Consider the following 24941-nt stretch of genomic DNA (forward strand, 5'->3'; position numbering starts at 1 on the left):
GCTACTGCTCCCATGGTGCGCCTGCCGGGTCGGTGGCGCTAGGGTCCTAAGTCGCGCCCGCGCATGGTTGCCGACGCGCGGGGCCGCGCACGGCTGATCCGGCGGCGGCGGAACCAGCTGCGGCGCAGCTCAGCTGATCAGCAGGCCCAGCGCTTCCGCCAGGTGGCTGACCTCGCGGACCGAGAAGCCGGCCGGGACGGGGCCGGGCCCGTTGGGGCTGGCGGGCACCACGGCGTGCGTGAACCCCAGCCGGTGCGCCTCCTGGATGCGCTGGTTGATCCCCGGCACGGGACGGACCTCGCCGGCCAGGCCCACCTCGCCGAAGGCGATGAGCCGTTGCGGGAGCGGTTTTTTGGCCTTTGCCGAGGCGACGGCCAGGGCCACGGCCAGATCCGTGGCCGGTTCGCTGAGTTTGACCCCGCCCACGGTCGCCACGTAGGAGTCGTCCTTCTGCAGCAGGCAGCCGGCGCGTTGCTGCAGCACGGCCAGCAGCATCGCCACCCGGGAACTGTCCAGGCCGCTGGTGGCCCGGCGGGGCTGCGCGTTGGCGCTCTCGGCGAGCAGCGACTGGACCTCGGCGAGCAGCGGCCGGCGGCCCTCCAGCGTCACCGTGATGCAGGTGCCGGACACGGGGTCCTTGGTGCGGGAGACGAACAGGCCGCTGGGATCGGCCAGGCCCACGATGCCGTCCTCGTTCAGGTCGAAGCAGCCGACGTCGTCGGTGGGTCCGTAGCGGTTCTTGACGGCGCGCAGCAGCCGCAGCCGGGAGTGCCGCTCGCCCTCGAACTGGCAGACCACGTCCACCAGGTGCTCGAGCAGACGGGGACCTGCGATGGAGCCGTCCTTGGTCACGTGGCCCACCAGCAGGGTGGTCATGTTGCGGCGCTTGGCCGCGGCTATCAGGGAGGCCGCCACCTCGCGGACCTGGGAGACGCCGCCGGCGCTGCCCTCGACGTCGGCGCTGCTCAGTGTCTGGACCGAGTCGACGATCAGCAGCCGCGGCTCGAGCTTTTCCACCTGGCCCAGCGCCTGGCCCAGGTCCGTTTCGGCGGAGAGGTACAGGGATTCGGCGACCGCGTCGATCCGGTCCGCGCGCAGCTTCACCTGGGCCGCTGACTCCTCGCCGGTGACGTAGAGGACGTCCTGCGCGGTGCGGGCAAACTTGGCCGCGACGTCCAGCAGCAGCGTGGACTTGCCCACGCCGGGTTCGCCGGCCAGCAGGATCACCGCGCCGGGAACCAGGCCGCCGCCCAGCACACGGTCCAGTTCGTCCACGCCGGTGGGCAGGAACGCGGCCGTCGTGGCGTCCACCTCGGCGATCCGGCGGGCCGGCTCCAGGACGGTCGTCGCCGCCGTCGTCCGCGCCACGGCTGCACCGGTTTCTTCCACCGTGCCCCAGGCCTGGCACTCACCGCACCGGCCCACCCACTTGGCCGTCGTCCAGCCGCATTCCGCGCACTTATAGCCCGGCGCCTTGGCGGCGCGGGAAGTCTTTGTAGCCATTGCTCCACCCTAACCGGGGGCACTGACATTCAGGCCCCGTCCCCGGCCCGGGGGAGGTGACGGGCAGCTGGGACTACAGGGCAGGCAGGATGTCCCGGGCCTCGTGCGGATCCACCCCCGCGGCTTCGAGCAGGTCCACCATCAGGGGCCGGAAGAGCATCACCACGGTTTCGCCCTCGAGCCGCTGCACGTCCAGCAGGCGCGGGTGCAGCCTGCCGGCGGTCTCGCTTAGTGCCGCCCTGGCCGTGCGCAGGTGGGCGCGGCGGACGCCGTCGTGCACCTCCGCCAGCCCCAGGCCCAGCTCATCAATCGCGGCAGCGGTCTCCTGCAGCACCTCGGCAATGTTCTCGGTGGCCTCGTCCGAGAGCGCCGCGTGGTTGATCGCGCTGGTGAGCCGGCGCGCGAACACGCGGCTGTTGCGCAGCGCCAGGTCAATAAAGTCCACCGACTGCGCCAGCCGGTCCAGCTCCTCGCGGTGCCGCCGGTAGGCGGGGGCCAGGGTGGCCACCTCACCCGAGGCGCGGAGCGTCTGGCGCATCGCATCGACCAGAGGCTGGCAGTTGCGGCCGCGGATCAACGCGTGCCAGGCCTGCGTGGAGTCGCTGTGGGTCAGGGCCGACGAACACTCGCGCAGCACCTCCGCCAGTTCATGCAGCAGCTTCTTGACGTCGTTCCGGGGCTCGCGGCGCGGATCCTTGGGGATCAGGAAGGTCACCAGCAGCGCGAACACGCCGCCCACCACGGCATCGATGCTCCGGGTGAACGGGCCGCCCGCCGGTGCCGGCAACAGCACCACCAGCAGGGACTGCAGGCCCAGCTGGGTAGTAAAAATAGTTCCGCTGTCCAGGAAACGGGCCAGTAGAATCGAGAAAAGGAGCACGACGGCGGCCTGCCAGATCCCCGCGCCCAGCCAGTGCAGCAGCAGGTCGCCCACCACAATGCCGATGGTGCAGCCCAGGCCCACCTCCACGACCCGGCGCAGCCGCGGATCGCGGGAAAAGCCCAGGGCGATCAGGGAGGAGGTGGCGGCAAACAGCGGTCCGGTATGGCCCAGCACGTACTCGGCGAAGGCGTAGGCGCCCACGGCGCAGGCCGTCATCTGGACCGCCGGCAGCAGCGAGTTGCGGCTCCGGACGAATCCGGTGCGGACCCGCCCGCGCAGGAATCGTGCGCTTGCAGTGAATCCAGTCGCGGAGGCCATGTCCACCAGTCTATTTGCTGTCCGCGGTGCCACGGCCGCTCGCCGCGGCCCTACGACCGGGACGCCGCTAACGCAATGGCGACCCGTCAGATGTCGACCAATGGTCCGGCGTCGTTAACCCTCCGTTCACTTTGGACCCCAATTCTCTTCACCTGGGGCACCTAACTTCGGTAAAGGTACAAACCGTATCCACCGTCTTTTCTGCTCGGACGTCTCCGGTCCGGCACGCATCTGAATAACCCTGGAAGGGGTACATCTAGTGAAGGCATCACGCTTCGGCCGCAACGCGGCCATCGCTGTTATCGCAGCCGGCGCACTCGCGCTCACCGCTTGCGGCTCGGACAACGCAACCAACACCGCTGCGGGCACCCAGTCGGCCGGCGGCCCCAAGGTCACCGGCACGCTGACCGGCATCGGTTCCTCCGCGCAGGGTGCAGCCATGGACGTGTGGAAGACCAACTTCGCCTCCGCCAACCAGGGCGCGAACGTGCAGTACTCCCCGGACGGTTCCGGCGCAGGCCGCAAGGCCATCCTCGACGGCTCGGCCCAGTTCGCCGGCTCCGACGCCTACCTCAAGGACGAAGAGGCCGCCAAGGCCAAGGACCAGTGCGGCCCGGACGGCGCGATCGAGGTTCCCGTCTACATCTCGCCGATCGCCATCGCGTTCAACGTGCCGGGCGTGACGGACCTGAAGCTGGACGCCGCAACGGCGGCCAAGATCTTCCGCGGCGAGATCGCCAAGTGGAACGACCCCGCCATCACCGCGCTGAACCCGGATGCCAAGCTTCCGGACCTCAAAGTCACCCCGGTCAACCGCTCTGACGACTCCGGTACCACCAAGAACTTCACCGAGTACCTCGCCGCCGCGGCCCCCGCCGTCTGGAAGGACAAGGCTGACGGTGTGTGGCCTTCCTCGCTGAAGGGCGAGAACGCCAAGGGCACCTCCGGCGTCGTCAAGACCGTCACCGACACCGCCGGTGCGGTCACCTACGCAGACGACTCCGCCGTCAGCGGCAAGATGGGCACCGCCCAGATCAAGGTCGGTTCCGACTTCGTCAAGATCTCCCCGGAAGCTGCCGCCAAGGCTGTGGACCTGGGCAAGCCGGTCGAGGGCCGCGGCGCCAACGACCTCGCCATCAAGCTGGACCGCACCACCACGGAATCCGGCGCCTACCCGCTGGTCCTGGTTTCCTACCACATCGTGTGCAGCACCTACGACAAGCAGGAAACCGTCGATCTGGTCAAGGGCTTCGAGAAGTACGTACTCTCCGAAGAGGGCCAGAAGGCTGCCGCCGAGTCCGCCAAGTCGGCTCCGCTGTCCGCCACGCTCTCCGAGAAGGCCGTCAAGGCCATCGAAGCCATCAAGGTCAAGTCCTAACGTTTGATCTCTTCCGCTAAGTTCCCCGCCCCGCCGCCTGGCGGGACGGGGAACTTAGCGGTGTTTTCCCTAGTTTCCGAGTTTTCGCAGTTTTCGTAGTTTTCGATAAGTGCGGCCCGGTAACGTTCAGTACGTCCGCACCATCAACACCGAAGGGCCAGGTATGACCTCCACCTCCCTGACCAAATCCCAGGGCGCAGGCCGCGCCGGGGACAAAGTCTTCTCAGGGGCCACCCTGGCAGCAGGCTGCCTGATCCTCGCCGTGCTGTTTGGCGTTGCGCTGTTCCTCGTCATCCAGGCCATTCCGGCCTTCACCGCCCCGGCCGAGGACATCCAGGGCGGCAAGGGGTTCTTCGCCTACATCTGGCCGATCGTCGTCGGCACCCTGATCGCCGCCGTGATCGCCCTGGTCATCGCCACCCCGGTCGCCATCGGGGTCGCCCTCTTTATCTCGCACTACGCCCCCCGCCGGCTGGCGTCCGGCCTCGGCTACGTGGTGGACCTGCTGGCCGCCATCCCGTCGGTGGTCTACGGCGCCTGGGGTGCCGCGTTCCTGGCCAAGGAAATCTCCCCGGCCTACAACTGGCTGGCCACCAACCTGGGCTGGCTGCCGATCTTCCAGGGGCCGGCCTCGGCCACCGGCAAAACCATCCTGACGGCAGGCATCGTGCTCGCGGTCATGGTCCTGCCGATCATCACCTCGCTCTCCCGCGAAATCTTCCTGCAGACCCCCAAGCTGCACGAGGAAGCCGCCCTCGCCCTCGGCGCCACCCGCTGGGAAATGATCCGGATGGCCGTGCTGCCGTTCGGCCGCCCCGGCATCATCAGCGCCGTGATGCTGGGCCTGGGCCGCGCCCTCGGCGAGACCATGGCCGTTGCCCTGGTGCTCTCCTCAGGCGCCCTCACGGCAAGCCTGATCCAGTCCGGCAACCAGACCATCGCCGCCGAAATCGCCCTGAACTTCCCCGAAGCCAGCGGCCTGAAGGTCAGCACGCTGATCGCCGCCGGCCTGGTGCTCTTCGTCATCACCCTCGGCGTGAACATGATTGCCCGGTGGATCATCACCCGGCACAAAGAATTCTCGGGAGCCAACTAAATGACCTCCACCCTGACCCCGGTCCGCAAACGCTCGGCCCTGACCAAGGGACAGCTGCCCAAGGCCGCGCCGTACATCGTGCTGGCCCTGGCCCTCGTCATCGGTGCCGCCATCCTGGCCCTGGTCGGCTTCAACCCCTTCGGTTGGGGCATCGTCTCGGCCCTGCTCTTCACCGCCGGCCTCGTCGGCTGGAGCGCCGTCGTTGAGGGCTCCCGCAAGGCCAAGGACAAACTGGTCACCTGCCTCGTGGTCGGCGCCTTCCTTGTTGCCCTGCTGCCGCTGATCTCGGTGATCTGGACCGTGCTGGTCAAGGGCCTGCCCGGCCTGGTGGACCCCGGCTTCCTGAGCACCTCGATGAACGGTGTTACCGGTGCGTTCGACAACAAGAGCGTCGAACAAGGCGCCCCCGTGCTGGGCGGCATCTACCACGCGCTGCTGGGCACCGTGCAGATCACCCTGCTCGCCACCGTCATCTCGGTCCCCGTGGGCCTGCTGACGTCGATCTACCTCGTCGAATACGGCCAGGACCGGCCGCTGGCCCGCGCCATCACGTTCTTCGTCGACGTCATGACCGGCATCCCCTCGATCGTGGCCGGCCTGTTCGCCGCCGCGTTCTTCTTCGCCGTCGTCGGCCCGGGCACCAAGACCGGCGCCGTTGCCGCCGTCGCACTCTCCGTGCTGATGATCCCGGTGGTGGTCCGCTCCAGCGAGGAAATGCTCAAGATTGTGCCGAACGAACTCCGCGAAGCGGCGTACGCCCTCGGCGTCCGCAAGTGGCGGACCATCCTCAAGGTGGTCATCCCGACGGCGATCTCCGGCATCGCCTCCGGCATCACCCTGGCCATCGCCCGGGTGATCGGGGAAACCGCACCGATCCTGGTCACCGCCGGCTTCGCCACCTCGATCAACAACAACGTGTTCGGCGGCTGGATGGCCTCGCTGCCTACCTTCATCTACACGCAGATCCTCAACCCGACGTCGCCGTCCAACCCGGGTCCGTCCGACCAGCGCGCCTGGGGCGCGGCCCTGGTCCTCATCATCCTCGTGATGCTGCTCAACCTGGCCGCCCGGCTGGTGGCCCGCATCTTCGCACCGAAGGCCGGCCGCTAGGCCGCCGCCGGCACCCGGTCCCTACCTCCACAAGTGAAGGAACAGCATGTCTAAGCGCATCGACGTCAAAGACCTGAACGTCTACTACGGCAAATTCCTGGCCGTCGAGGACGTCAACATCAACATCGACGCCAAATCCGTCACCGCGTTCATCGGCCCGTCGGGCTGCGGGAAGTCCACCTTCCTGCGCACCCTGAACCGGATGCACGAAGTCATCCCCGGCGCCCGCGTCGAAGGCGAAGTGCTGCTCGACGGCGACAACCTTTACGGCCCCGGCGTCGACCCCGTGACGGTACGCTCGCAGATCGGCATGGTCTTCCAGCGCCCCAACCCGTTCCCCACCATGTCCATCCGGGACAACGTGCTGGCCGGCGTCAAGCTGAACAACCAGAAGATCTCCAAAGGCGAGGCCGACTCGCTGGTGGAGCGCTCGCTGCGCGGCGCCAACCTCTGGAACGAGGTCAAGGACCGCTTGGCCAAGCCCGGCTCGGGCCTGTCCGGCGGCCAGCAGCAGCGCCTCTGCATCGCCCGCGCCATCGCCGTGGAACCCCAGGTGATCCTGATGGACGAGCCGTGCTCCGCGCTGGACCCGATCTCCACGCTCGCCATTGAAGACCTCATCAACGAGCTCAAGGACGAATACACCGTGGTGATTGTTACCCACAACATGCAGCAGGCCGCCCGGGTCTCGGACAAGACGGCGTTCTTCAACATCGCCGGGACCGGCAAGCCCGGCAAGTTGATCGAATACGGCGACACCCACACCATCTTCAGCAACCCGACCGAGAAGGCGACCGAGGACTACGTTTCCGGCCGCTTCGGATAGGCCGCCTGCCTCATCGAATGCTCCGCAGGTGCCGTTTTGGGCCCTCAAAAGGGCGCTTACGGAGCAATCGACAGGCCCCGGGCCCTAGAGCGCGGTGCCTAGAGCCCGGCGAGGGGTGAGAGGGCGAGTTCCAGCACGAAGGCCGCCGCGGCGGTGACCATCGGGGTCAGCGCCCAGAACGCCAGGATCCGGAGGACAAGCAGCCGGTTGGTCCCCGCGTAGCCCTGGTTGGTGCCTGCCCCGAGCACGGCGGCGGTGACCGTGTGGGTGGTGGAGACCGGCCAGTACAGGCCGATCGCACCGACCAGCAGAATGGCGCTGCTGCTCAGCTGCGCCACGAACCCGCGCAGCGGGTCCATCCGGATCATCCGGTAGCCGATCGTGTAGGAGATCCGCCAGCCGCCCGCCAGCGTGCCTGCCGTCAGCGCGGCAGCGGTCAGCAGGGCCACCCAGACGGGGGTGGAGCCGCCGACCGGCAGTCCCGCGGCGAGCATGCCCAGGATCAGTACGGCGCTGGTGCGCTGCCCGTCCTGCAGGCCGTGACCGAAGGCGACGGCGCCCGCTGCGATCGACTGGGCCCGCCGCGACCTGCTGTTCACCACGCTCGGCGGGGTGTAGCGGGCTGCCCACGTCGCGGGCCAGACCAGCAGGTAGGCGCCGGCAAAGGCGATCGCGGGGGAAAGCAGCAGCGGCAGGACCACCTGGAAAAGCAGCGACCGGTCCGCGCCCAGGACCGCGTGCCCGCCGACGGCCACGCTGGCGACGCCGGCCCCGGCAAGGCCGCCCACCAGCGCATGGGTCGAGGAGGAGGGGATCCCGCGCCACCACGTGTAGATGCCCCACACCACGGCGCTCAGCAGCCCGGCCATCAGGATGGTCAGGCCGTTGCCGCCGGAGGGAAGAACCACCCATGTCCGGCTGACCTCCAGTGCCATGGCTGCGCTCAGGCCGGCTCCGATGAAGTTGAACAGCCCGGCCAGGAGCACCGCGACAGTGGGGGTCAAGGCGCGCGTCCGGACCGCGAGGGCAACCGAGGAGGAAGCGTCACGGAAACCGTTAAGGAACGCGAACGCCCCGGCGAAGAGAACCACCGCGGCGAAGAAGAGGACGGACACCTCAGGATTCCTTGACGATGATGCTGCCCACCTGGGTGGCAATCCGCCGCATGTCCTTGGTGACCTCCACGAGCTGGTCCGCAATGTCGCGGTTGCGCGCGTACTGGGCCGATTTCATGTCCTTGAGCATGTCCGCAACCCAGACCCGGTGGGTGCGCTCCGCGCGCTTGGTGAGGCGGAGGACCTCGATCCAGTAGTCCTCCAGATCGTCCAGGTTGTTCAGCTGGCGCATGGCGTCCACGGTGAGCTCGGCCTGCCGGCTGATGATTTCCAGCTGGTCGGCGGCGCGTTTGGGCAGTCGCTCCAGCTTGTAGAGGAAGACCAGGTCCGCGGCGGCGTCCAGCTTCTCCATCGCCTCGTTGAGGTAGCGGGAGAGCGCGTACATGTCCTCGCGGGGGAGCGGGTTCAGGAAACTCGTCCGCATGTGCGTCAGGAGGGCGAAATGCAGTTCCGCAGACTTCGCCTCGTGGTCGTGCATGTCCTCCACCAGGCGCGAATGCTCACTGGCGGGGGCGCCGAGGATCTCCGAAAGGGTTCCCGTGGCCAGGGCTATCTGGCGGGCCATCTGGGAAAGCAGGTTCAGCCCGGCGGGCTCCTGGGGAAAAAGGCGCAGCTTCACGTGGGGTTACCGGTCTCCGGACGAGGCTTACACGGGTGTTGTCTGCCGGCCCTGGAACGTGACGATGACCCGCGCATGGGGATCACTTTACCGCCCGTACTTCGCCCGCCGGGAACCGCGCCCGGAGGCGGGCAAGAAAATGGTGCCGAACCGGATACGCCTCTCGGCGGTAGGCCGCTCTAGGCGGCTAATTGTTGAAGCCCGGGGGTTTCGCGGCTCGGCACCGCCTTTAGTTTTCTACGTCGGCGGGACCAAGTCAACATTGACAGCCGGGCGCCGGCGTGTGTATCGACGAGGCCGCCACGCGGGCCGCCGGGGCCGGGGTCCGGCGCTCCCCGGGACTAAAGAGGGCTCAGTCCAGTTCGCCCAGCCGCCAGGCGTTGGCCGCGTGTTCGAGGTCCTCGGCCGTCTTGACCAAAAGGTGTGAATTGCGGGTGAGTTTGCTCGCGTGGTTCGCGTTACTGTGCTCCGCGCCGTCGGCCAGCGTGGCCTGGCCCAGCGCCACCACCCGGCAGAACGCCGCCGAGCGTTCCAGCGCGACGTCGAACTCGCCGTCGAAGGCACCGGAGAGGATGGCGTCGGCCATGGACTTCATTTCCTCGGCGCCGGGAGGCTCGGCCGCGCCGGCCACCACGTGGGAGACCTGCGCGGTGTCTTTGCCCGCCCTGAAATAGACCGAAATCCGCTCCGGATCCCGGATGGTGGCGGCGCGGAGGGCGTAGAGCCGCCAGAGGGCGCCGGGGAGCGAACGCGCAGGGCTTTCCGCCCACATCTCGGCGATGGCGTCGAGGCCTTGTTCGTCGGCAAGTTTCACCAGCCGCCGGGTGACCGTGGGGTCGTCGCTGTCCCGCCCGCGGCGCACGAGCGCCTGGGCAGCCAGGTGTGCCGCCTCGGACACCCGGGCCGGGTCCGCGCCGCCGGCGAACGGTTCGAAGTCGATGGGCGCAAAGGGCTTCGGCTTGTGGTGACGGTGCGGTCCGGGGCTGCTGGCTCCTGTTTGCTCGCTCATGCCACCACGCTACTCCTGTGCATTCAGGGAATCGAGCACAGCGCCGTCCCGCGAGAGGGGGCCGCAGAGAAGTACGACGGCGGCGTGTCGGGTCCGGTAACAAAGGCCGCCCGCGTCTGGGGTACAGTGTTAACGTCCAGAAATGGACTGGGCCGACGCGCCTGTCAACGGGGTGGATTTCCGCCCGTTGCGGCTGTTGGCTGGGGCCTTTAGCTCAGTTGGTAGAGCATCGGACTTTTAATCCGTGGGTCGTGGGTTCGATCCCCACAGGGCCCACTCTTTTAGCGAAGAGTGGAACAACCCCCGGCAGCCTGGCAACAGGAGGCCGGGGGTTTTTTGCGCCCGGATTCCGGAGCCGCCGACGCTCATGAGACAAGCAAGCCTGCCTAGTAGTTAGTTCGGCTAGGATAATCGGATGAACTCGGATACCGCCGCAGGCTCAGGCTACTGGTACGCCCCCGACGAGCGGATCGACCCGCCCGCCGCCGTGCTGCAGGCCCTGCGCGGATACCGATCGGCCGAGGTTGCCACCCGGCGCTCCACCCGCGACTCCATGGGCATGGGCGAAACCGACCTGCTGGCCCTGCGGTACCTGCTGCGCGCGGAGGCCGCCGGGGAGCGGATGGGACCCAAGGACCTCAGCCGCCTGCTGGGCATCACGACGGCGTCCACCACCTCGCTGATTGACCGCCTCGTGAAAAGCGGACACGTGCGCCGCGAGCCGCACCCCACCGACCGGCGGTCCTTGGTGATCGTTCCCACCGCCGCGACGGATTCCGAAGTGCGCGCCACCCTCGGGGAGATGCACCGCAGGATGCTGGCGGTGGCGGAGGAGCTCACCGCGGAGGAGAGCCACGTCATCGTGGCCTTCCTGCGGCGCATGACCGAGGCGCTGAACGAGCACACGGAACGCCACTAACCCCTGCCACAAGCGCCTGCGGTAAATATCTGCGCCTAGCAACTAGCTAGTCCGACTAGTGATATGTATGCTTACTACTTGTGTCAGATAATCGTTTGCGTGGAGGAGTCGTGGCTGAGTTGTTGACGATCACCGGAACCCCGGGAGCCGGTGCGGCCCCGCTGGTCTCGCCGCACTCCCCGGCCCAGTCGGCTGCCATGGTGCCCACGCTGCCTCCGAACCCGCCCAGCCAGGCGCCCAACCACTGCGGATCCCCGATGGAATGGACGGCCCCGGCGCTGGGGGCGATGTCCGTCCACACCTTCGACACCGGCTTCGCCTCCGCCGGGCTTCCGCCGGTGTGGCGCTGCGCGTGCGGATTTCAGCTCGACGGCATTGTCCACACCTCCAACGCGTTCGCAGCGCTTTCATGAGCGCCGCACCGGTGCTCGCGGCCGTGGACAGTCCGGCCGCCGGCGCAGTCGAGCCGGCAGCCAGCCTCGACGCCAGGATCCTGCCCCTGCCGGGGGCTCCCGGGGGGCGCTTCCTGATGCATGAACTCTTGGGCCGCGGCGCGACCGCCACGGTCTTCCGCGGAACCGACCTTTCCACCGACCGGACGGTCGCCATTAAGGTCGCCGAAGGGCCCGGGGAGAAGCACGCCCGCCGGATCCATGCGGAAGCGGACATTCTCGCCAACCTGGACCACCCCGCCGTCGTCGGCTTCGTCGCGGCAGGCACAGTCCCCGACGGCGACCCGTGGGCGGGGCGCCCGTTCCTGGTCGAGGAGTTCGCCTTCGGCGGCAGCCTGGCCGAGCGGGTCCGCCTGGGTGCCACGGCCGCGGAGGAGGTGGCCGGCTGGGCCGCCGCCGCGCTTTCCGGGCTGGAGCACGTCCACTCGCGCGGGCTGGTCCACCGGGACATCAAGCCTGCCAACATCCTGCTCAGCGCGCTCCGGAGGTGTTCGGTCCGAATCGCCGACTTCGGGATCGCCACGCAGGCAGGCACCGCCCCCGAGCCGGGCGAATCGTCCGGCACCGTGCACTACATGAGCCCGGAGCAGGCGGCCGGCCAGCCCCTCGGCGCGGCCACCGACATGTACGCGCTCGGGCTGGTGCTGCTGGAGTGCCTCACCGGGGTCAAGGCCTACCCCGGAACCCCCGTCGAGTCACTCGTGGCCCGCACCCTGCGCGGCCCTGACATCCCGGCGGAACTGGGACCCGGCTGGGTGTCGTTGCTGACGGCCATGACGGCGATGGACCCCGCGGCGCGCCCCACGGCGGCAGCGGCCCAGAAGCTGGCCGCCAGGCTCGCCCGGGCCCTCCCGCCGCTGCGCCTGGTCGGCTGAGGCGCCCGCCGCTGCGCCTGGTCGGCTGACGCGCCGGCTGAGGCGCCGGCCGCCCGACTACAGTTACACGGCCGAGGGCCGGCACGCACGGTGAGTGCATGCCGGCCCTCGGCTGTTGTCCCGGCGGCCGTCGGGCCCGGCTGCTACCCCGCGGCGCTGATCAGGTGCGTGAAGTGGTCGTACCGGAACGTGACCGGGCCGCCGTCGTGCACCATGCTGAGGTTTCCGCCGCCGGCAACCCCGCCCGCGCCGTAGTTCTCAGCCCAGGAGCGGTTGAGGGCGGCCTTGAAGGAGTAATTGCCGGCCGGAAGGTCCGGGAACGTCAGCTTCCAGACCAGGTCCGCCGGATCCAGCGTGAGCTGGGCCTGCGGGCAGTCCGGCAGCCAGTCAGCCGGGCAGCCCAGCTCGGAATCGAGGTCCCCGGCGACGGCCACCGCCGCGGGCTGCTGTGCGGCGTAGACCGCGCTCATCACATGGGTGCTGTGGTCGTAGCGGAAGGTCACCGCTCCGCCGGGGTGGTTCAGCACGATGTTGCTGCCGTTGGCCCCGCCCCCCGCACCGTAGTTCTCGTCCCAGGTGCCGTTGATGGCGGCCTTGAATTCGTAGCTGCCGGCGGGCAGGTTGGGAACGGTCAGCCGCCAGACCTTGTCGGCCGGATCAAGCTTCAGGAACGCCGCCGGACAGGCCGGCTGCCAGTCCCCCGGGCAACCCATTTCCGAGTTGAGGCTGCCTGCCACGGTGACCGAATCAGGCTGCGGAAGCTCGCCCGCGACCACGGTGCGGACCTCGCTGACCACCTCGCCGGCGCCCGGCACGGTCATCAGGGCGCGGTACCGCAACTGGGCGCCGTCCGCGACGGACAGTGCGGCCAGGTCGTCCACCGCGCTGTAGGCGGGGGAGGAGCTGTCCTCACCGAACTTGGTCCAGGCTCCGCCGTCGACGCTGCGCTCGAAGCGGACCGCGTAGTCGGCCTTTTCCGGACTCGCGACGGCGCCGACCTCCACCTTGCCGCGGACGCTGCTGCCTTCCTTGGGGCTGACGATGCTGAGCAGCGGGGCCGGTACGGCACCGCTGCGGGGCTGGCTCACGGAGGTGTGCGCCCCGTTGTCCAGCACGACGGCGCGGTACTCCAGGGCGGTGCCGGCGTTCAGGGCCGAGACGTCGTGGAAGACCTGGTACGGCGCCGTGTCATCGGTGCCGATCGAAGCCCACTGGCCGCCGGCCGTGCGGGCCTGGAAGGTGACCTCATAGAAGGAACTGCCGTCGACGTCGGCCGCGATCCGAACGCGGCTGTTGTCCGCGGCGGACGCCGCCGGCTCCTGCAGCGTTACCGCGGGTGCCGCTTTGGAATGCGGGATGCGGCCCGCGGACTCGTAGACGACGGCGGAGAGCGGCGGCACCGTGACCGTGAGCTTCCCGTCCGCGGCGGCCTTGACCTCGGCGGCCGCTGCTCCGTAAATCCGGTTGAAGCTGCGCTTGGCTACGTAGGTGGGGATCGCCGCCGTCTGGGCCTGCGTGCTGTTGTTCACGGAGACCACGTACTCGCGCTGGTCCTTGGCGTCGGTCCGGGAGAAGGCGTAGATGCCGGGCCCGTCGGAGGCGTAGCGGTTCTGGTGCGCGCCGTTGCGCAGCGCCGGGTGTTCGGTGGTGAGGGCGGCGAGTTCGCTGATTCCGCGGTACAGGGGGTGGGCGGTGTTGAAGTTGTCGCCCGCGTGGGTGGCGTCGGTGCCCAGCAGGTCGTCGTCGAGGTAGTCCGGGACCTTGCTCGCGAACATCGTCTGGCGGGCGTCCTGGTCGCCGCCGGGGCCGGTGAAGCCCTGTTCGTCGCCGTAGTAGACCACGGGGTTCCCGCGGGAGAAGTACATCAGCTCGTGGGCGAGCCGGTCCCGGGCGACGCGTTCGGCGTCGTCCGCGCCCGGGTTGTCCGCGCTGATGAAGCTGCCGATCCTGCCCATGTCGTGGTTGCCCAGGAAGGTGGGCAGTTCGTAGACGTTGGAGTCCGCGTCGGTGTACCAGTCGTCGCCGGCGAAGAAGGTCTCCAGTTCCTTGGCGCCCTGGCCGCGGGAGGCGAAGTTGCGGGCCGCCTCCTGGAACGGAAAGTCGAGCACGGCCTGCATTTTGTTGCGGGTGGTGAACTGCGAGGTGAAGCTCTTGGAGGTGTCGAAGACCTCGCCGAACATGAAGAACTCGTCCTTGCCGTGCGCCTTGGCGTAGGCGAGGACCTTGGGGCCGAACTGCTGCCAGAACTCGTCGTTGACGTGTTTCATGGTATCGATCCGGAAGCCGTCCACGCCGAAGTCGCCGATCCACTTCTGGTAGATGTCGACCATGCCGTTCACCACCTTGGGGTGTTCGGTGAAGAGGTCGTCAAGGCCGAAGAAATCGCCGTAAAAGGAGTTTTCACCCTCGAAGGTGGTGTCGCCGCGGTTGTGGTAGAGAGTCGGGTCGTTGAGCCAGGCCGGGACCTTGAGGTTCTCCTCGCCGGGCGCCAGCTTCGGCGTGTAGGGGAAGGACTTCGCCGCGTCCAGGGCGGGGAAGGTGCCGGTGCCGGCGTAGTCGCGGTCATCGAACGGTTCGCCGGCGGCGGTCAGGTACGGGGCGGCGTCCTTGGACTTGTAGGCGGTGCGGTCGCCCTGTTCATAGCCGATGACGTCTGCTGTGTGGTTGGTAATGATGTCGAAGTAGACCTTCATGCCGCGGGCGTGGGCCTCGTCGATAAGGGTCTTCAGCTCGGCGTTGGTGCCCAGGTGCGGATCGATCTGGGTGAAGTCCGTGACCCAGTAGCCGTGGTAGCCGGCGGACTGGTCCTCCGGCTGGACGGCCTTGTTCTTGAAGCTCGGGGTCAGCCAGATCGAGGTGGTGCCCAAACCCTGGATGTAGTCGATCTTCTCCCGCAGGCCCCTGAGGTCCCCGCCGTTGTAGAAGCCCTTCTTCGTCGGGTCGAAACCGGAGACCATCGGGTCCGCGCCCAGGCCGCCGTCGTCGTTGGCGGTGCTGCCGTTGCTGAAACGGTCCGCCATCACAAAGTAGAAGCGCTCGTCCGTGACCGGCCCGCGGAGGGAATGCGACGCCGACGGGGCGCCCGGCCCGCGAGGGTCCGGCGCCGCTTGGGCGGGGACGCCGACGGCGGCGGCGGCCAGTGCCGCTGCCAGGGCGACGCCGGCGCGAACGGTGTGGGGGCGTCCTGCGCCGCGCCTCAAACGGGGCGGCCAGGGCAGGCTGGAGCTGCGGGTGTTCACGATGGAGACCTTCCGGGTGAGCGACGTTGCCTAGACGAAGGGAGGGATGCGGGAGACCGGCTACTGAGAGCCAAGTCACAATTGTAAGCGCTTGCACATGGATTTTCCAGCAAATCATCAGGTGGCGGTGTTGGGTCGCCGGCCGCCCGGGGAGGACATTTTGCGGGCCACGCTTGGCGCTGCCCGCGACGTGGATAGCATGTCTTGCAGACCGGCGGCCGGAGGAGCCGTCCGGCAGCCGCCGCGAAAGGGGCGTCATGTCCATGCAGGCCCTGCCCCCGCCGCGGCCCGAGGTGGTCGAGGTGGTTGGGCGGCTGCGCGCCGCCGGCTGCGTCTTCGCCGAGGAGGAGGCTGCCCTGCTGGCCGCCGCCGCGGGCACGGCCGGTGAGCTGGAAGCGCTGGTCCGGCGGCGGGTCTCCGGGCTTCCGCTGGAGCAGCTGCTGGGCTGGGCGGAGTTTTGCGGCCTGCGGATCGCCGTGGATCCTCACGTCTTTGTTCCCCGGCGCCGCACCGAGTACCTCGTCCGGCAGGGGGCACGGCTGCTGCGGGCAGAATGGCCAGGCGAAGCTGGTCCGGCGGGAGGGTTGCCCGTCGTCGTCGACCTGTGCTGCGGCTCCGGCGCCGTCGGGGCCGCGCTCGCCGCGCTGGCCGGGCCGTTGGAGCTGCATGCCGCCGACGTCGACGCCGCCGCGGCGGCCTGCGCGAGGCGCAACGTGCTGCCGCTGGGCGGGGAGGTGCACGAGGGCGACCTTTACGGAGCGCTGCCGGACCGGCTCCGCGGCCGGGTGGACCTCCTGGCCGTGAATGCGCCCTATGTTCCCTCGGGGATGATCGGGACCATGCCGCCGGAAGCGCGGCTGCACGAGCCGCGGGCTTCCCTTGACGGCGGTCCGGACGGACTGGAACTGCAGCGCCGGGTGGCCGCCGCGGCGCCGGAATGGCTGGCGCCGGGCGGCCACCTGCTGATGGAAACGAGTCGGCGGCAGGCGCCGCAGACGGTGGAGATCTTTGCCGGGAACGGGCTCTCCGGCCAGGTGCTCAGCTCGCGGAAGCGGGACGCCACCGTGGTGCTGGGCGCCGTCAGTGCCGGTGCCGCGGGCCGAAGCCGCTCTTGAGGGCGCCCGTCCCCGGATGTGGTGGAGCCAGTCCGGTCAGTGCTTGTCCGGGTCGACGTTGGTGGCCGGCCCGGCGGCGGTAGCGCCGCCCTCGTCGGACCAGTCCTGCCCGGTCTCGTCATTCAGGGCGGGGTCCGAGCGGACGTCCGACGCGGAGTCGGAAGCGTTGTCCGCCGCGACGTGGGCGCCGCCGGAGGTCCCCAGGTTCGCCGTGCCGGGGTGGGTGCTGTGCGCCGGGATGGCGCTGCCGGAGGGGGTTGCCGCGGCGCTTTCCGCTTGGCTTTGCGGGGCGGAGGCGCTCCGGGACGGGGTATCCTCCCGGTGGACGGCGGAGCTGATCACCGTGCCGGCGCGGCGGGCGGCCTCGGTGAGCTGCCCGGACACTTCCGGGGCCTTTTCCTTGACCGCGTCGGCCGCGGCCGCCACCTTGTCCTGGACCGGCTTGCTTTGCCAGAGGTCGGCTGCCCGGGCCTTCAATTTTTCGTAGGCGGCCCGTCCGGAACGGGATCCCAGGACGTAACCTGCCGCAAGGCCGGTGCCGAAAAGAAGTTTGGCTTTCATGCTGTACTCCTGCTCTTGATGCTCTGGAAGAGTTCGAAAAAGTGGCCCGGTACCAAAAAACCGGCCCCAGGAAAGTATCCCGGGACCGGTTTTCCGGTCACACCGTTTTAGCGGTGCGAGCGCTTGGTGATCATGCCGTAGACCAGCAGTACGATGATCGCACCGCCGATCGCGAGCAGCCACGTGGTCAGCGAGAAGAATTCCTGCAGTCCCGTGCCGAAGATTGCGCTGCCGATGAGGCCGCCCAGGAGGGCGCCCACAACACCGAGGATCAGCGTGATGACCCAGCCACCGCCCTGACGTCCCGGCAGGATAGCCTTAGCAATTGCGCCGGCAATAAGACCCAGAATAAGAAATGCGAAAAAACCCATTTTATCGGCCCTTCTCTTTCATTGAGGAGACACCCGGGTTGCCGGGTGCGCTTCATCCTTCTGTCTAAATACTAATCATGCTTACTATCAAAACGCCACTCGGCACACGGAAAAGTTTCAAAAATCCTTGTCTTCACCGGGAATTTACGGGCCGGTAGCAGGCCGCAAATCCGCGGACGGGCCCCGGCGCCGGGCGGTTAGCGGGGCGGTTGAAAGGCCGCGGCGGGCTCACCAGGCGTAGTCTTCCGGGGCGGTCCGGGGGCCGGAAAAAATAGCGTCCAGGCGCTCAAGGGCCTCGGTGTCGAGGTCAATCTGCAGCGACCGGAGGGCGGCGTCCAGCTGCTCGCGGGTGCGCGGGCCGGTGACCGGCGCCGTCACGGCCGGCTGGTGCAGCAGCCACGCCAGCGCCAGTTCGCCGGGCTCGTGGCCAAGCTCGTCCGCGAAGTCCTCATAGCGGCGGATCTGGTTCCGGTGCTTTTTGAGGGCTTCGAGGGCGCGGCCCTCGGCGCGGCGGACGCCGTCGTGCTCCTTCTTGAGCACTCCGCCGAGCAGCCCGCCGTGCAGCGGCGACCACGGCAGGATCCCTAGCCCGTAGTGCTGCGCGGCCGGAATTACCTCAAGTTCCACGTTGCGGGTCAGCAGGTTGTAGATGGACTGCTCGCTGACCAGTCCGTTCGAATGCCGGTGCGCCGCGGCTTCCTGCGCCCGGGCCAGGTGCCAGCCGGCGAAATTGCTGCTGCCCGAGTACAGGATCTTCCCTTGCTGCACCGCGACGTCCACGGCCTGCCAGATCTCTTCCCACGGGGTGTTCCGGTCCACGTGGTGGAACTGGTAAAGGTCGATGTGGTCGGTCTGGAGGCGCTGCAGGCTTGCGTCGAGGGCGCGGCGGATGTGCAGGGCGGAGAGCCTGGGCTCGTTGGGCCGGTCCGCCATGGTGCCGTAGACCTTGGTGGCCAGCACCGTCCGCTCCCGGCGCTCGCCGCCCTGGGCGAACCAGCGGCCAAGGATTTCCTCGGTCCAGCCGCGGTGCTTGGAGCCTCCGTAGACGTTGGCGGTGTCGAAGAAATTGATGCCCGCATACAGGGCGGCGTCCATGATCGCGTGGGCGGCAGGCTCCTCGGTCTGCGGACCGAAGTTCATGGTGCCCAGGCAGAGCCGGGAAACGTTCAGCCCGGACCGGCCCAGCTGGGTGTACTGCATGCGCCGCCCTTCCGGACGTCAGCGCTCCAGCCGGAACCCGAGCTTGATGGTCACTTGCCAGTCGGCTACCTGGCCGTTCTCGAGGTGCCCGCGGATTTCCTTGACTTCGAACCAGTCCAGGTTCCGCAGCGTCTTGGCGGCCTCGGCGATGCCGTTGCGGACCGCGGCGTCCACGCCTTCAGTCGAGGTCCCGACAATTTCAGAAATGCTGTAGGTGTGATTAGACAACTTCGCTCCTCGTGATCGTCATCGGTCTGCTGTGTCCGGCCGGTGGCCGGGGGCCGTCCCTGCAGAGTAGCCGACAGATCCCGGCCGGACTAGGGGTGGGCGGCAGTGGCTGATGAGCCGAAGACCGGCCCGGGCTGGGGCCGCTTGGCCGCAGGCGGCGCGTCGCCGTCGCGAGGCCGGACGCGCCGGATCATCCAGGGCAGCAGGTAGTGCGTGGCCCAGGCCAGGTCGCCGGCCCGGGTCTCCCGCCAGTTGCCGGCCGGCAGCGGTTTGGGTTGCAGCGGCTGCAGGCCGTGCGGGACCTGCAGTGTGTCCAGGACCATGCCCGCGATCGTGTGGTGGCCCAGCGGGGAGAAGTGCAGGCGGTCCGGATCCCACATCCGGGGGTCGCTCAACTGCCGCAGCGTCCACAGGTCCGCAATCACGCCGTGGTGGCGGGCCGCGATGGTCCGGATGTTCTCGTTGAAAACGGCCACCTTGCCCCGGATATGGCCGAAGACCGGGGTGTCCCCCCAATCCGGGCCGGTGAAGAGCACCACGGTCGCCCCGGCGGCCGAGAGCGCGGCGACTGCCGCGTCAAGGCTCGCCGCGAGCCGGTCGGGGTCCCGGCGGTGGAACACCAGGTCATTGCCGCCCGCGGACAGCGTCACCAGGTCCGGTTTCAGGGCGATCGCCGGGCCGAGCTGCTGGTCCACGATCTGTTGCAGCACCAGGCCGCTGATGGCCAGGTTGGCGTAGGAGAAATCGCCGCGGGCGGCGCTGAGTTCCTCGGCGATCCGGTCCGCCCAGCCCCTCATGCCGCCGGGGCTCAGGGGCTCGGGGTCGCCGAGGCCGGCGGTGAACGAATCCCCGAGGGCAACGTAGCGTTTCCAGGGGCCCGGGCCGGTGGTGGCACCTTTTCGGGCCCTCGCCGGATTACCGAAGCTGGCCGCGTTCACATCTTCAGCAATACGCTTACCGCCCCGGCTCCGGTAGGGACGTAAGTACCTACCGGAGGGTATCCGCGCCGGTTTGGCCAACGGCTGCTCTGTAACGGCCGCTCTGAGGCGCCAGAACGGCGCCTACGGAGCAGCCGGAGCCTCCAATACCACACGGGGTACGGAAAATACCAAGGGGGGTATATCATAGTAGGGAAACCATTTACTCCGGGAGGCCGCCATGGAACTCGATCCCACGGACATGAAGTCCGTCATTAACCGCTTGCGCCGTGCCCAGGGCCAGCTCGCTGCGGTCACGCGCATGATCGAAGAAGGCCGGGACTGCAAGAGCGTCGTCACGCAGCTCGCCGCCGTCTCGAGCGCCCTGGACAAGGCGGGATTCTCCATCATCGCCACCGGGCTGCAGCAGTGCATGCAGCAGGAGGATCCGAGCCTGGACCGTGCCGAGCTGGAGAAGCTTTTCCTCTCGCTCGCATAAGCGCATGCCATCGCCAAGAGGCCGGGATCAGCTGATGATCCCGGCCTCTTGCGTTCCCTCCGGCACGGCCGACAATGGAGGAAACGCGGCCGGGTGACCCTGCCGCGAGGCTAAGGAGTTCCATGCAGCAGCCCGCAGGCGGCCCGGCAGCGGCCGCGCCGGAGCGCGACCTGGTCATCGACCTGGCCCGCTTCTTCTGCCTCGCGCTGGTCGTCATCGGCCACACGATGATGGTGAGCCCGGTCCTGCATCCGGACGGCACCGTGAGCTCGGAAAACACCCTGGGCAACCAGCGCTGGTTCGAGCCGGTGGTCTGGGTGCTGCAGGTGATGCCACTGTTCTTCGTCGCCGGCGGGGTCACCGGCCTGTATTCCTGGCGCCGGCTGCGCGACCGGGGCGGCAGCGCCGTCGAGTTCGTCCAGGGCCGGCTGCTGCGGCTGATCCGCCCGGCGGCCGTGCTGCTGGCCGCCATGTTCACAGGCCTGTGGGCCGCCAGGCTCAGCGGAGTGGACCCGCAGGTCATCGCGCTGCTGACCACCGGCGCGGGCATGCCGCTGTGGTTCCTGGCCGCTTACCTCGCCGCGCAGCTGAATCTGCCCTGGCTGGCCGCGCTCCATGACCGGGCGCCCTGGTCCACCCTTGCCGGACTGGTTGTCCTTGTGGTGGCGGTGGACTGCTTCCGCGGCGCGCTGCCCGGGCTGGCCTACGCCAACATGGTCTTCCTCTGGTGCGCTGTGCAGCAGCTTGGCTTCCTCGTGGCCGACGGGAAACTGCAGGGCCTGGCGCCGCCGGGACTGCTCGGCATCGTTGGGGCGGCCAATCTGCTGCTCGGGGTCCTGGTGGTGCTGCGGCTCTACTCCGGGAACATGCTGGTCAACCTCAACCCGCCTAACCTGACCTTGTTCCTGCTGGCCGCCGCCCAGGCCGCCACCCTGCAGCTGGTCCGGCCGCTGCTTTCCCGGTTGGTGGCGCTGGGCCGGGTCCGCAGGGTTTTGGCCCGGGTGGGGCGGCGCTCGATGACCGTCTACCTGTGGCATCTGCCGCTGCTGGCGGCGATGTCCGGCCTGCTGCTGCTGACGGACCTTCCGCAGCCGGCCGGCGGGAGCGCGGCGTGGTGGTGGACGCGCCCGCTGGTGCTGCTGGGCGTGGTCGTCCTGTTGGTGCCGGTGCTGGTGATGTTCGGCCGGCTGGAGGAGCGGCCGACGGCGCCGGGCCAGTCCCGCCCGCGGCCGGTGGCCGCGGTGCTGACGGCCGCCGCCGTCGTCGTCTTCATCCCGGTGGCCGACGCGGCGCTCAACGGCCTCACCGTGGGGCTGCTCGGCGGCGGGGCGGCCTGCTTTGCGCTCGCCGTGCTGCTGCTTGGCCGGGTTCCGGCCCGGGGCGCGGCCAGGAGCCCCGCCGGGGGCTCCGCGGCAAGCGGGCCGGACGGATCCGGACTGCCATTGCCACACCCGCCATTAAGTGCCAATCTCGAACCATGACGGAGAACTCGGCAACTACTGAAGACACGTTCAGCCCGGACGTCTCCACCACCCGCAATGATGCCCTGCACCGCTATGAGCTGCACGTCGGCGGCAAGCTCGCGGTCCAGGTGCGCTACATCGACCGGCCGGGCCATGTGGACTTCATCCACACCGAGACGGCCGAGCAGTTCAAGGGGCAGGGGCTGGCCGGTGTGCTCGCCCACTTCGCGCTGGACGATGTGGTGGCCTCGGGGAAGCGGATCATCCCGCACTGCCCCTATATCTACCGCTACCTGCGCAAACACGACGCCTACAACCAGTGCATCGACTGGCCGGAACAGGCGCCAGCAGGGGCGTAACCGCTTGTGAGCGGGGCGACAATTTCGTATGGTTTAGCTTGAGTTATGCAGTTGGCTCAAGGACGTGTCATTTGGAGAACCCCGTGAACCACAAACTGCGTGTGCTTGTCCGTGTTGATGTCGATCCCGGACACGTGACTCTCGAAGTTACCGGTTGCCTGACCCAGGCAAGCTACCCCGCCCTGTTGCACATCGTGCGACGCGCCAGCCGTCTTGCCGCCGGCTCGGACGTGAGCATCGATCTGCACGGCGCCACCCACCTCGACCCGGAGATCCTGCTCTACCTCCGCCGGCTCGCCGCAACCAAGGACCCGGTGGCCACGCCGGACCCCGTGGCGGCCGCCGTCGGAATTGTCCCGGGCGGCTCGGAGTCCTTCCGGGTCCGCCTCCAGGAACCAGCCGAGCTGCCGATCTGCCTGCTGCACGTCGGCTCCGACGGGGAGGCGCTCGCGGGCCTGGACGGCGCAATCAGCGGAGCCGTCAACGGCCGGCTCCTCGCGGAAGTCGAGACCATCGACGGCGCCGCTCCCGCGCCGGACGGTACCGGCTGCGCCGATTCGGAGTTGATCGAGGGCCTTGAGCTCTCTGACTACTTCGAGGGGACCCTTGATCCTGCCGCCACCGTGCAGGCACTCTCCGACGAGGCCCTCGGCCAGCTGGCCGACGCGCTGTACCGACACCTGGACACCCCCAGCCCCTCCTTCGGCGCCCACACCTGGTACGAGCTCGCCGCCGAAGAGCTGCAGCAGCGCTACCGTGCCACGGACGCGGCCGGCGCCGGGCGGGTCCCCGCCGACGTGAACAGCGCCCCGGACGGCCCGGCGGACGGCGAACTCGCCGCCGGTCCGGTGCCCGCCTGACGCCCCGCAGGCCGCGCCGCTAGGCTGTGGCTATGAACACACCCGCGCACGGATCGTCAGCCACCCCCGGCACCGCCTTGGTCACCGGCGCCACCGCCGGCCTCGGGGCCGAATTCGCCCGCCAGCTCGCCGAGCAGGGCCACCCGGTCGTTCTCGTGGCACGTGACGAGGCGCGGCTGCGGGACCGCGCAGCGGAACTGGAAAACCGCTACGGCGTCCGGGCCGAGACACTGGCCGCCGACCTGGCCGACGACGCCGGTGTGGCCGCCGTCGTTGCACGCCTGAGCGATCCGGCACGGCCGGTGGACATCCTGGTCAACAACGCCGGGATCGGGCTGCTGCAGTCCTTTGCCGACAACGCCATCGCGGACGAAAAGCGGCACCTCAGGCTGCACGTCGAGACGGCCATGGAACTCTCCCACGCCGCGCTGCAGGGCATGCTGCAACGGCGTTCGGGCCGGATCATCAACGTGGCGTCCGTGGCGGCGTTCCTGCCCCGCGAAACCTATTCCGCCGCGAAGTCGTGGCTGCTCAGCTTCAGCCGCTGGGCCAACCTCGCCTATGCCGGGCGCGGGGTGAAGGTGACGGCGGTGTGCCCCGGCTTCACGCACACCGAATTCCACGACCGGATGGGCATGGACAAGACGGTGGCGCCGCGCTGGATGTGGCTGCAGGCCGACCAGGTGGTCCGCGAGGGCCTCGCCGACAATGACAAGGGCAAAGCGGTCTCCATTCCGAGCAGGCGCTACAAGATTCTCACCGCTGCGACGCGCGTACTGCCCGCCCGGCTGGTCGCGGGCCCGCCGCGGCGCGCGAAGTAGGCGCGGTCGCGCTACCTGAGCGCCGCCGGGGCGGCCGGCCGGCGGCGCCGGATCAGGACCACCACGGCGATCCCCGTGCAGGCGCCGATCAGGGTCTCGACCGCCCGTTCCGCCACCAGCAGCTGCGGATCGGCGGGGAAGGCCAGCTGCGTCATCAGCAGGATCACGGGCGTGAATGACACCATTGCGAGGCCGTAGTGGCGGGCCATAAAGAGCTCGGTGGTGAATTGCAGGACGATCACCAGGACCGCCACGACCGCCGTTTCATGCCCGGGAAAGAGCCGCAGCGGTGACCCCGCCCAGGGGAACAGCACCACGGCGACCACCACCAGGCCCAGCAGGGTGCCGACGATCCGGTGCAGACCGCGGTAGACGCTGCTGGGCAGGTCCGCGCCCGCCAGGGGGACCGCCGCGGCGGCCATCGCCCAGTGCGGGTGCCCGCTGCCGCTGATCACTCCGACACTGCCGGCCGCCGCGACCGCAACCAGATACCGTGCCGCGTGGATCCAGGCCGCGCGGCGGCGGACTCCGCGCAGCGGCGGCACGTCGCGTTCCGCGCCGCGCTGCCAGGACCGCCCACGGACCCAGCCGCCGAAGCCGACCGCCATGGCAAACGCCGCGGACCCCGCGCCAATCAGGACGGCGAGCGGCCACGGGACCGCGGTGGGGATGGAGGCGCAGGCCCCCAGGGCCAGGATGCCGAAGAACGGGCCATTGGGCCGCAGCCCGACCCTGTCCGCGAACAGGGAGCCCGCGGCGGCCAAGACCGATTCCACGGCCACGAGCGCCCAAGAGTGGAGCTGGTTCACCGAGAGCAGGACGCCGACGCCCAGCCCGCCCACCAGCACGAAGGCCGCCTGCAGCTGGTGCTTGAGCCTGAGCTGGTGCGGTTCGGAACGGCCGTACATCCCGGTGAGGGCGCCGAACACGGCGTAGATGATGAGGTCCGGGCGCCCGGCCGCGAGCAGCGCCAGGGACGGCACCGCCACGCTCACGGCGACGCGCAGCGCCGAGACATGGTCGCGGTTCGCCGGGCCAAGACGGTGCAGGACGCGGACATGCCGCAACAGGGACTGCACGCGGACCTCCTCGGGGGTCGGATCGGGGTGGGGGCGGGGCGGCAGACAAACGCGCCAAAGGCCTGCCCCGGGTGCTTCCCCCAATGGAAAAGTACGCGGGACAGGCCTCTCTGGGCGGGGCGCTGG

The 24941-nt window shown here is 69.0% G+C and carries 25 protein-coding genes and 1 tRNA gene; 14 read left to right on the top strand and 12 right to left on the bottom strand.

The features are described 5' to 3' along the window. Positions 1-129 precede the first annotated feature (129 nt). On the bottom strand, positions 130-1503 hold the full coding sequence (gene radA, locus AC1MBE_RS10490; protein WP_346958414.1) for a DNA repair protein RadA: 1374 nt from the start codon (positions 1501-1503) through the stop codon (positions 130-132). 73 nt (positions 1504-1576) lie between these two features. Beyond that, positions 1577-2704 carry an FUSC family protein gene (locus AC1MBE_RS10495; RefSeq protein ID WP_479777990.1) on the bottom strand — a complete coding sequence of 376 codons (1128 nt, stop codon included), beginning with the start codon at positions 2702-2704 and terminating at the stop codon, positions 1577-1579. 259 nt (positions 2705-2963) lie between these two features. Here AC1MBE_RS10495 and pstS point away from each other — a divergent pair, with 259 nt between their 5' ends. From pstS to pstB, 4 genes are all read left to right on the top strand, one after another. Beyond that, the gene (gene pstS, locus AC1MBE_RS10500; RefSeq protein WP_346958416.1) at positions 2964-4082 is read left to right on the top strand and encodes a phosphate ABC transporter substrate-binding protein PstS; all 1119 of its coding nucleotides are present in this window, start codon (positions 2964-2966) and stop codon (positions 4080-4082) included. 163 nt (positions 4083-4245) lie between these two features. Continuing rightward, positions 4246-5178 (top strand): phosphate ABC transporter permease subunit PstC, encoded by a 933-nt coding sequence (gene pstC, locus AC1MBE_RS10505; protein ID WP_479777992.1) that lies wholly within the window; start codon positions 4246-4248, stop codon positions 5176-5178. Continuing rightward, positions 5179-6288, top strand: a complete 1110-nt coding sequence (gene pstA / locus AC1MBE_RS10510; protein WP_479777994.1) for a phosphate ABC transporter permease PstA — start codon at positions 5179-5181, stop codon at positions 6286-6288. Positions 6289-6334: 46 nt separating this feature from the next. Beyond that, on the top strand, positions 6335-7114 hold the full coding sequence (gene pstB / locus AC1MBE_RS10515) for a phosphate ABC transporter ATP-binding protein PstB (RefSeq protein ID WP_346958418.1): 780 nt from the start codon (positions 6335-6337) through the stop codon (positions 7112-7114). A gap of 98 nt (positions 7115-7212) precedes the next feature. Here the strand turns inward: pstB and AC1MBE_RS10520 are convergent, their stop codons facing one another. The 3 genes from AC1MBE_RS10520 to AC1MBE_RS10530 all read right to left on the bottom strand — a co-directional run bounded on the left by AC1MBE_RS10520 (position 7213) and on the right by AC1MBE_RS10530 (position 9857). After that, positions 7213-8229 carry an inorganic phosphate transporter gene (locus AC1MBE_RS10520; RefSeq protein WP_479777996.1) on the bottom strand — a complete coding sequence of 339 codons (1017 nt, stop codon included), beginning with the start codon at positions 8227-8229 and terminating at the stop codon, positions 7213-7215. Position 8230: 1 nt separating this feature from the next. Beyond that, entirely contained in the window at positions 8231-8848 is a 618-nt protein-coding gene (locus tag AC1MBE_RS10525; protein WP_479777998.1) for a DUF47 domain-containing protein, read from the bottom strand. Positions 8849-9200: 352 nt separating this feature from the next. Then, positions 9201-9857, bottom strand: a complete 657-nt coding sequence (locus AC1MBE_RS10530) for a hypothetical protein (RefSeq protein ID WP_479778001.1) — start codon at positions 9855-9857, stop codon at positions 9201-9203. Between the two features lie 203 nt (positions 9858-10060). Between AC1MBE_RS10530 and AC1MBE_RS10535 the strand changes: the two genes are divergently transcribed. From AC1MBE_RS10535 to AC1MBE_RS10550, 4 genes are all read left to right on the top strand, one after another. Beyond that, positions 10061-10133: transfer RNA gene (locus AC1MBE_RS10535), tRNA-Lys, on the top strand. Positions 10134-10272: 139 nt separating this feature from the next. Further along, positions 10273-10776, top strand: a complete 504-nt coding sequence (locus AC1MBE_RS10540; protein ID WP_479778003.1) for a MarR family winged helix-turn-helix transcriptional regulator — start codon at positions 10273-10275, stop codon at positions 10774-10776. A gap of 110 nt (positions 10777-10886) precedes the next feature. After that, positions 10887-11189 carry a hypothetical protein gene (locus tag AC1MBE_RS10545; protein ID WP_479778004.1) on the top strand — a complete coding sequence of 101 codons (303 nt, stop codon included), beginning with the start codon at positions 10887-10889 and terminating at the stop codon, positions 11187-11189. Continuing rightward, positions 11186-12103, top strand: coding sequence for a serine/threonine-protein kinase (locus AC1MBE_RS10550; RefSeq protein WP_479778006.1), 918 nt, complete (start codon positions 11186-11188; stop codon positions 12101-12103). Before AC1MBE_RS10545 ends, AC1MBE_RS10550 begins: the two co-directional genes overlap by 4 nt. Before the next feature lie 143 nt (positions 12104-12246). Here the strand turns inward: AC1MBE_RS10550 and AC1MBE_RS10555 are convergent, their stop codons facing one another. Then, a complete protein-coding gene (locus AC1MBE_RS10555; RefSeq protein ID WP_479782574.1) occupies positions 12247-15255 on the bottom strand; it encodes an alpha-amylase family glycosyl hydrolase in 3009 nt (1002 codons plus the stop codon). A 344-nt stretch (positions 15256-15599) separates the two neighbouring features. Here AC1MBE_RS10555 and AC1MBE_RS10560 point away from each other — a divergent pair, with 344 nt between their 5' ends. Next, positions 15600-16457 carry a putative protein N(5)-glutamine methyltransferase gene (locus tag AC1MBE_RS10560; RefSeq protein WP_479778008.1) on the top strand — a complete coding sequence of 286 codons (858 nt, stop codon included), beginning with the start codon at positions 15600-15602 and terminating at the stop codon, positions 16455-16457. 36 nt (positions 16458-16493) lie between these two features. Here AC1MBE_RS10560 and AC1MBE_RS10565 read toward each other — a convergent pair whose 3' ends face one another. From AC1MBE_RS10565 to AC1MBE_RS10585, 5 genes are all read right to left on the bottom strand, one after another. After that, on the bottom strand, positions 16494-17018 hold the full coding sequence (locus tag AC1MBE_RS10565; RefSeq protein ID WP_479778010.1) for a hypothetical protein: 525 nt from the start codon (positions 17016-17018) through the stop codon (positions 16494-16496). 107 nt (positions 17019-17125) lie between these two features. After that, positions 17126-17389: a GlsB/YeaQ/YmgE family stress response membrane protein gene (locus AC1MBE_RS10570; protein ID WP_175322464.1), complete on the bottom strand. Its 264-nt coding sequence runs from the start codon at positions 17387-17389 to the stop codon at positions 17126-17128. A 228-nt stretch (positions 17390-17617) separates the two neighbouring features. Then, positions 17618-18589, bottom strand: coding sequence for an aldo/keto reductase (locus tag AC1MBE_RS10575; RefSeq protein WP_479778012.1), 972 nt, complete (start codon positions 18587-18589; stop codon positions 17618-17620). A gap of 18 nt (positions 18590-18607) precedes the next feature. Then, entirely contained in the window at positions 18608-18817 is a 210-nt protein-coding gene (locus AC1MBE_RS10580) for a dodecin (protein WP_479778013.1), read from the bottom strand. 89 nt (positions 18818-18906) lie between these two features. Beyond that, entirely contained in the window at positions 18907-19755 is an 849-nt protein-coding gene (locus tag AC1MBE_RS10585; protein ID WP_479778015.1) for an SGNH/GDSL hydrolase family protein, read from the bottom strand. 220 nt (positions 19756-19975) lie between these two features. Here AC1MBE_RS10585 and AC1MBE_RS10590 point away from each other — a divergent pair, with 220 nt between their 5' ends. The 5 genes from AC1MBE_RS10590 (at position 19976) to AC1MBE_RS10610 (ending at position 23736) form a co-directional block, all read left to right on the top strand. Then, the gene (locus AC1MBE_RS10590) at positions 19976-20233 is read left to right on the top strand and encodes a metal-sensitive transcriptional regulator (protein ID WP_138767747.1); all 258 of its coding nucleotides are present in this window, start codon (positions 19976-19978) and stop codon (positions 20231-20233) included. 122 nt (positions 20234-20355) lie between these two features. After that, positions 20356-21714, top strand: coding sequence for an acyltransferase family protein (locus tag AC1MBE_RS10595; protein ID WP_479778018.1), 1359 nt, complete (start codon positions 20356-20358; stop codon positions 21712-21714). Further along, the gene (locus tag AC1MBE_RS10600; protein WP_479778020.1) at positions 21711-22055 is read left to right on the top strand and encodes a GNAT family N-acetyltransferase; all 345 of its coding nucleotides are present in this window, start codon (positions 21711-21713) and stop codon (positions 22053-22055) included. Before AC1MBE_RS10595 ends, AC1MBE_RS10600 begins: the two co-directional genes overlap by 4 nt. Before the next feature lie 134 nt (positions 22056-22189). Continuing rightward, positions 22190-22915, top strand: coding sequence for a hypothetical protein (locus AC1MBE_RS10605; protein WP_479778021.1), 726 nt, complete (start codon positions 22190-22192; stop codon positions 22913-22915). A gap of 32 nt (positions 22916-22947) precedes the next feature. Then, positions 22948-23736 (top strand): SDR family NAD(P)-dependent oxidoreductase, encoded by a 789-nt coding sequence (locus AC1MBE_RS10610; protein WP_479778023.1) that lies wholly within the window; start codon positions 22948-22950, stop codon positions 23734-23736. A gap of 11 nt (positions 23737-23747) precedes the next feature. Here the strand turns inward: AC1MBE_RS10610 and AC1MBE_RS10615 are convergent, their stop codons facing one another. Next, on the bottom strand, positions 23748-24815 hold the full coding sequence (locus AC1MBE_RS10615) for an FUSC family protein (protein ID WP_479778025.1): 1068 nt from the start codon (positions 24813-24815) through the stop codon (positions 23748-23750). Positions 24816-24941 lie beyond the last annotated feature (126 nt).

The organism is Arthrobacter sp. BG5 (genome assembly GCF_056680155.1).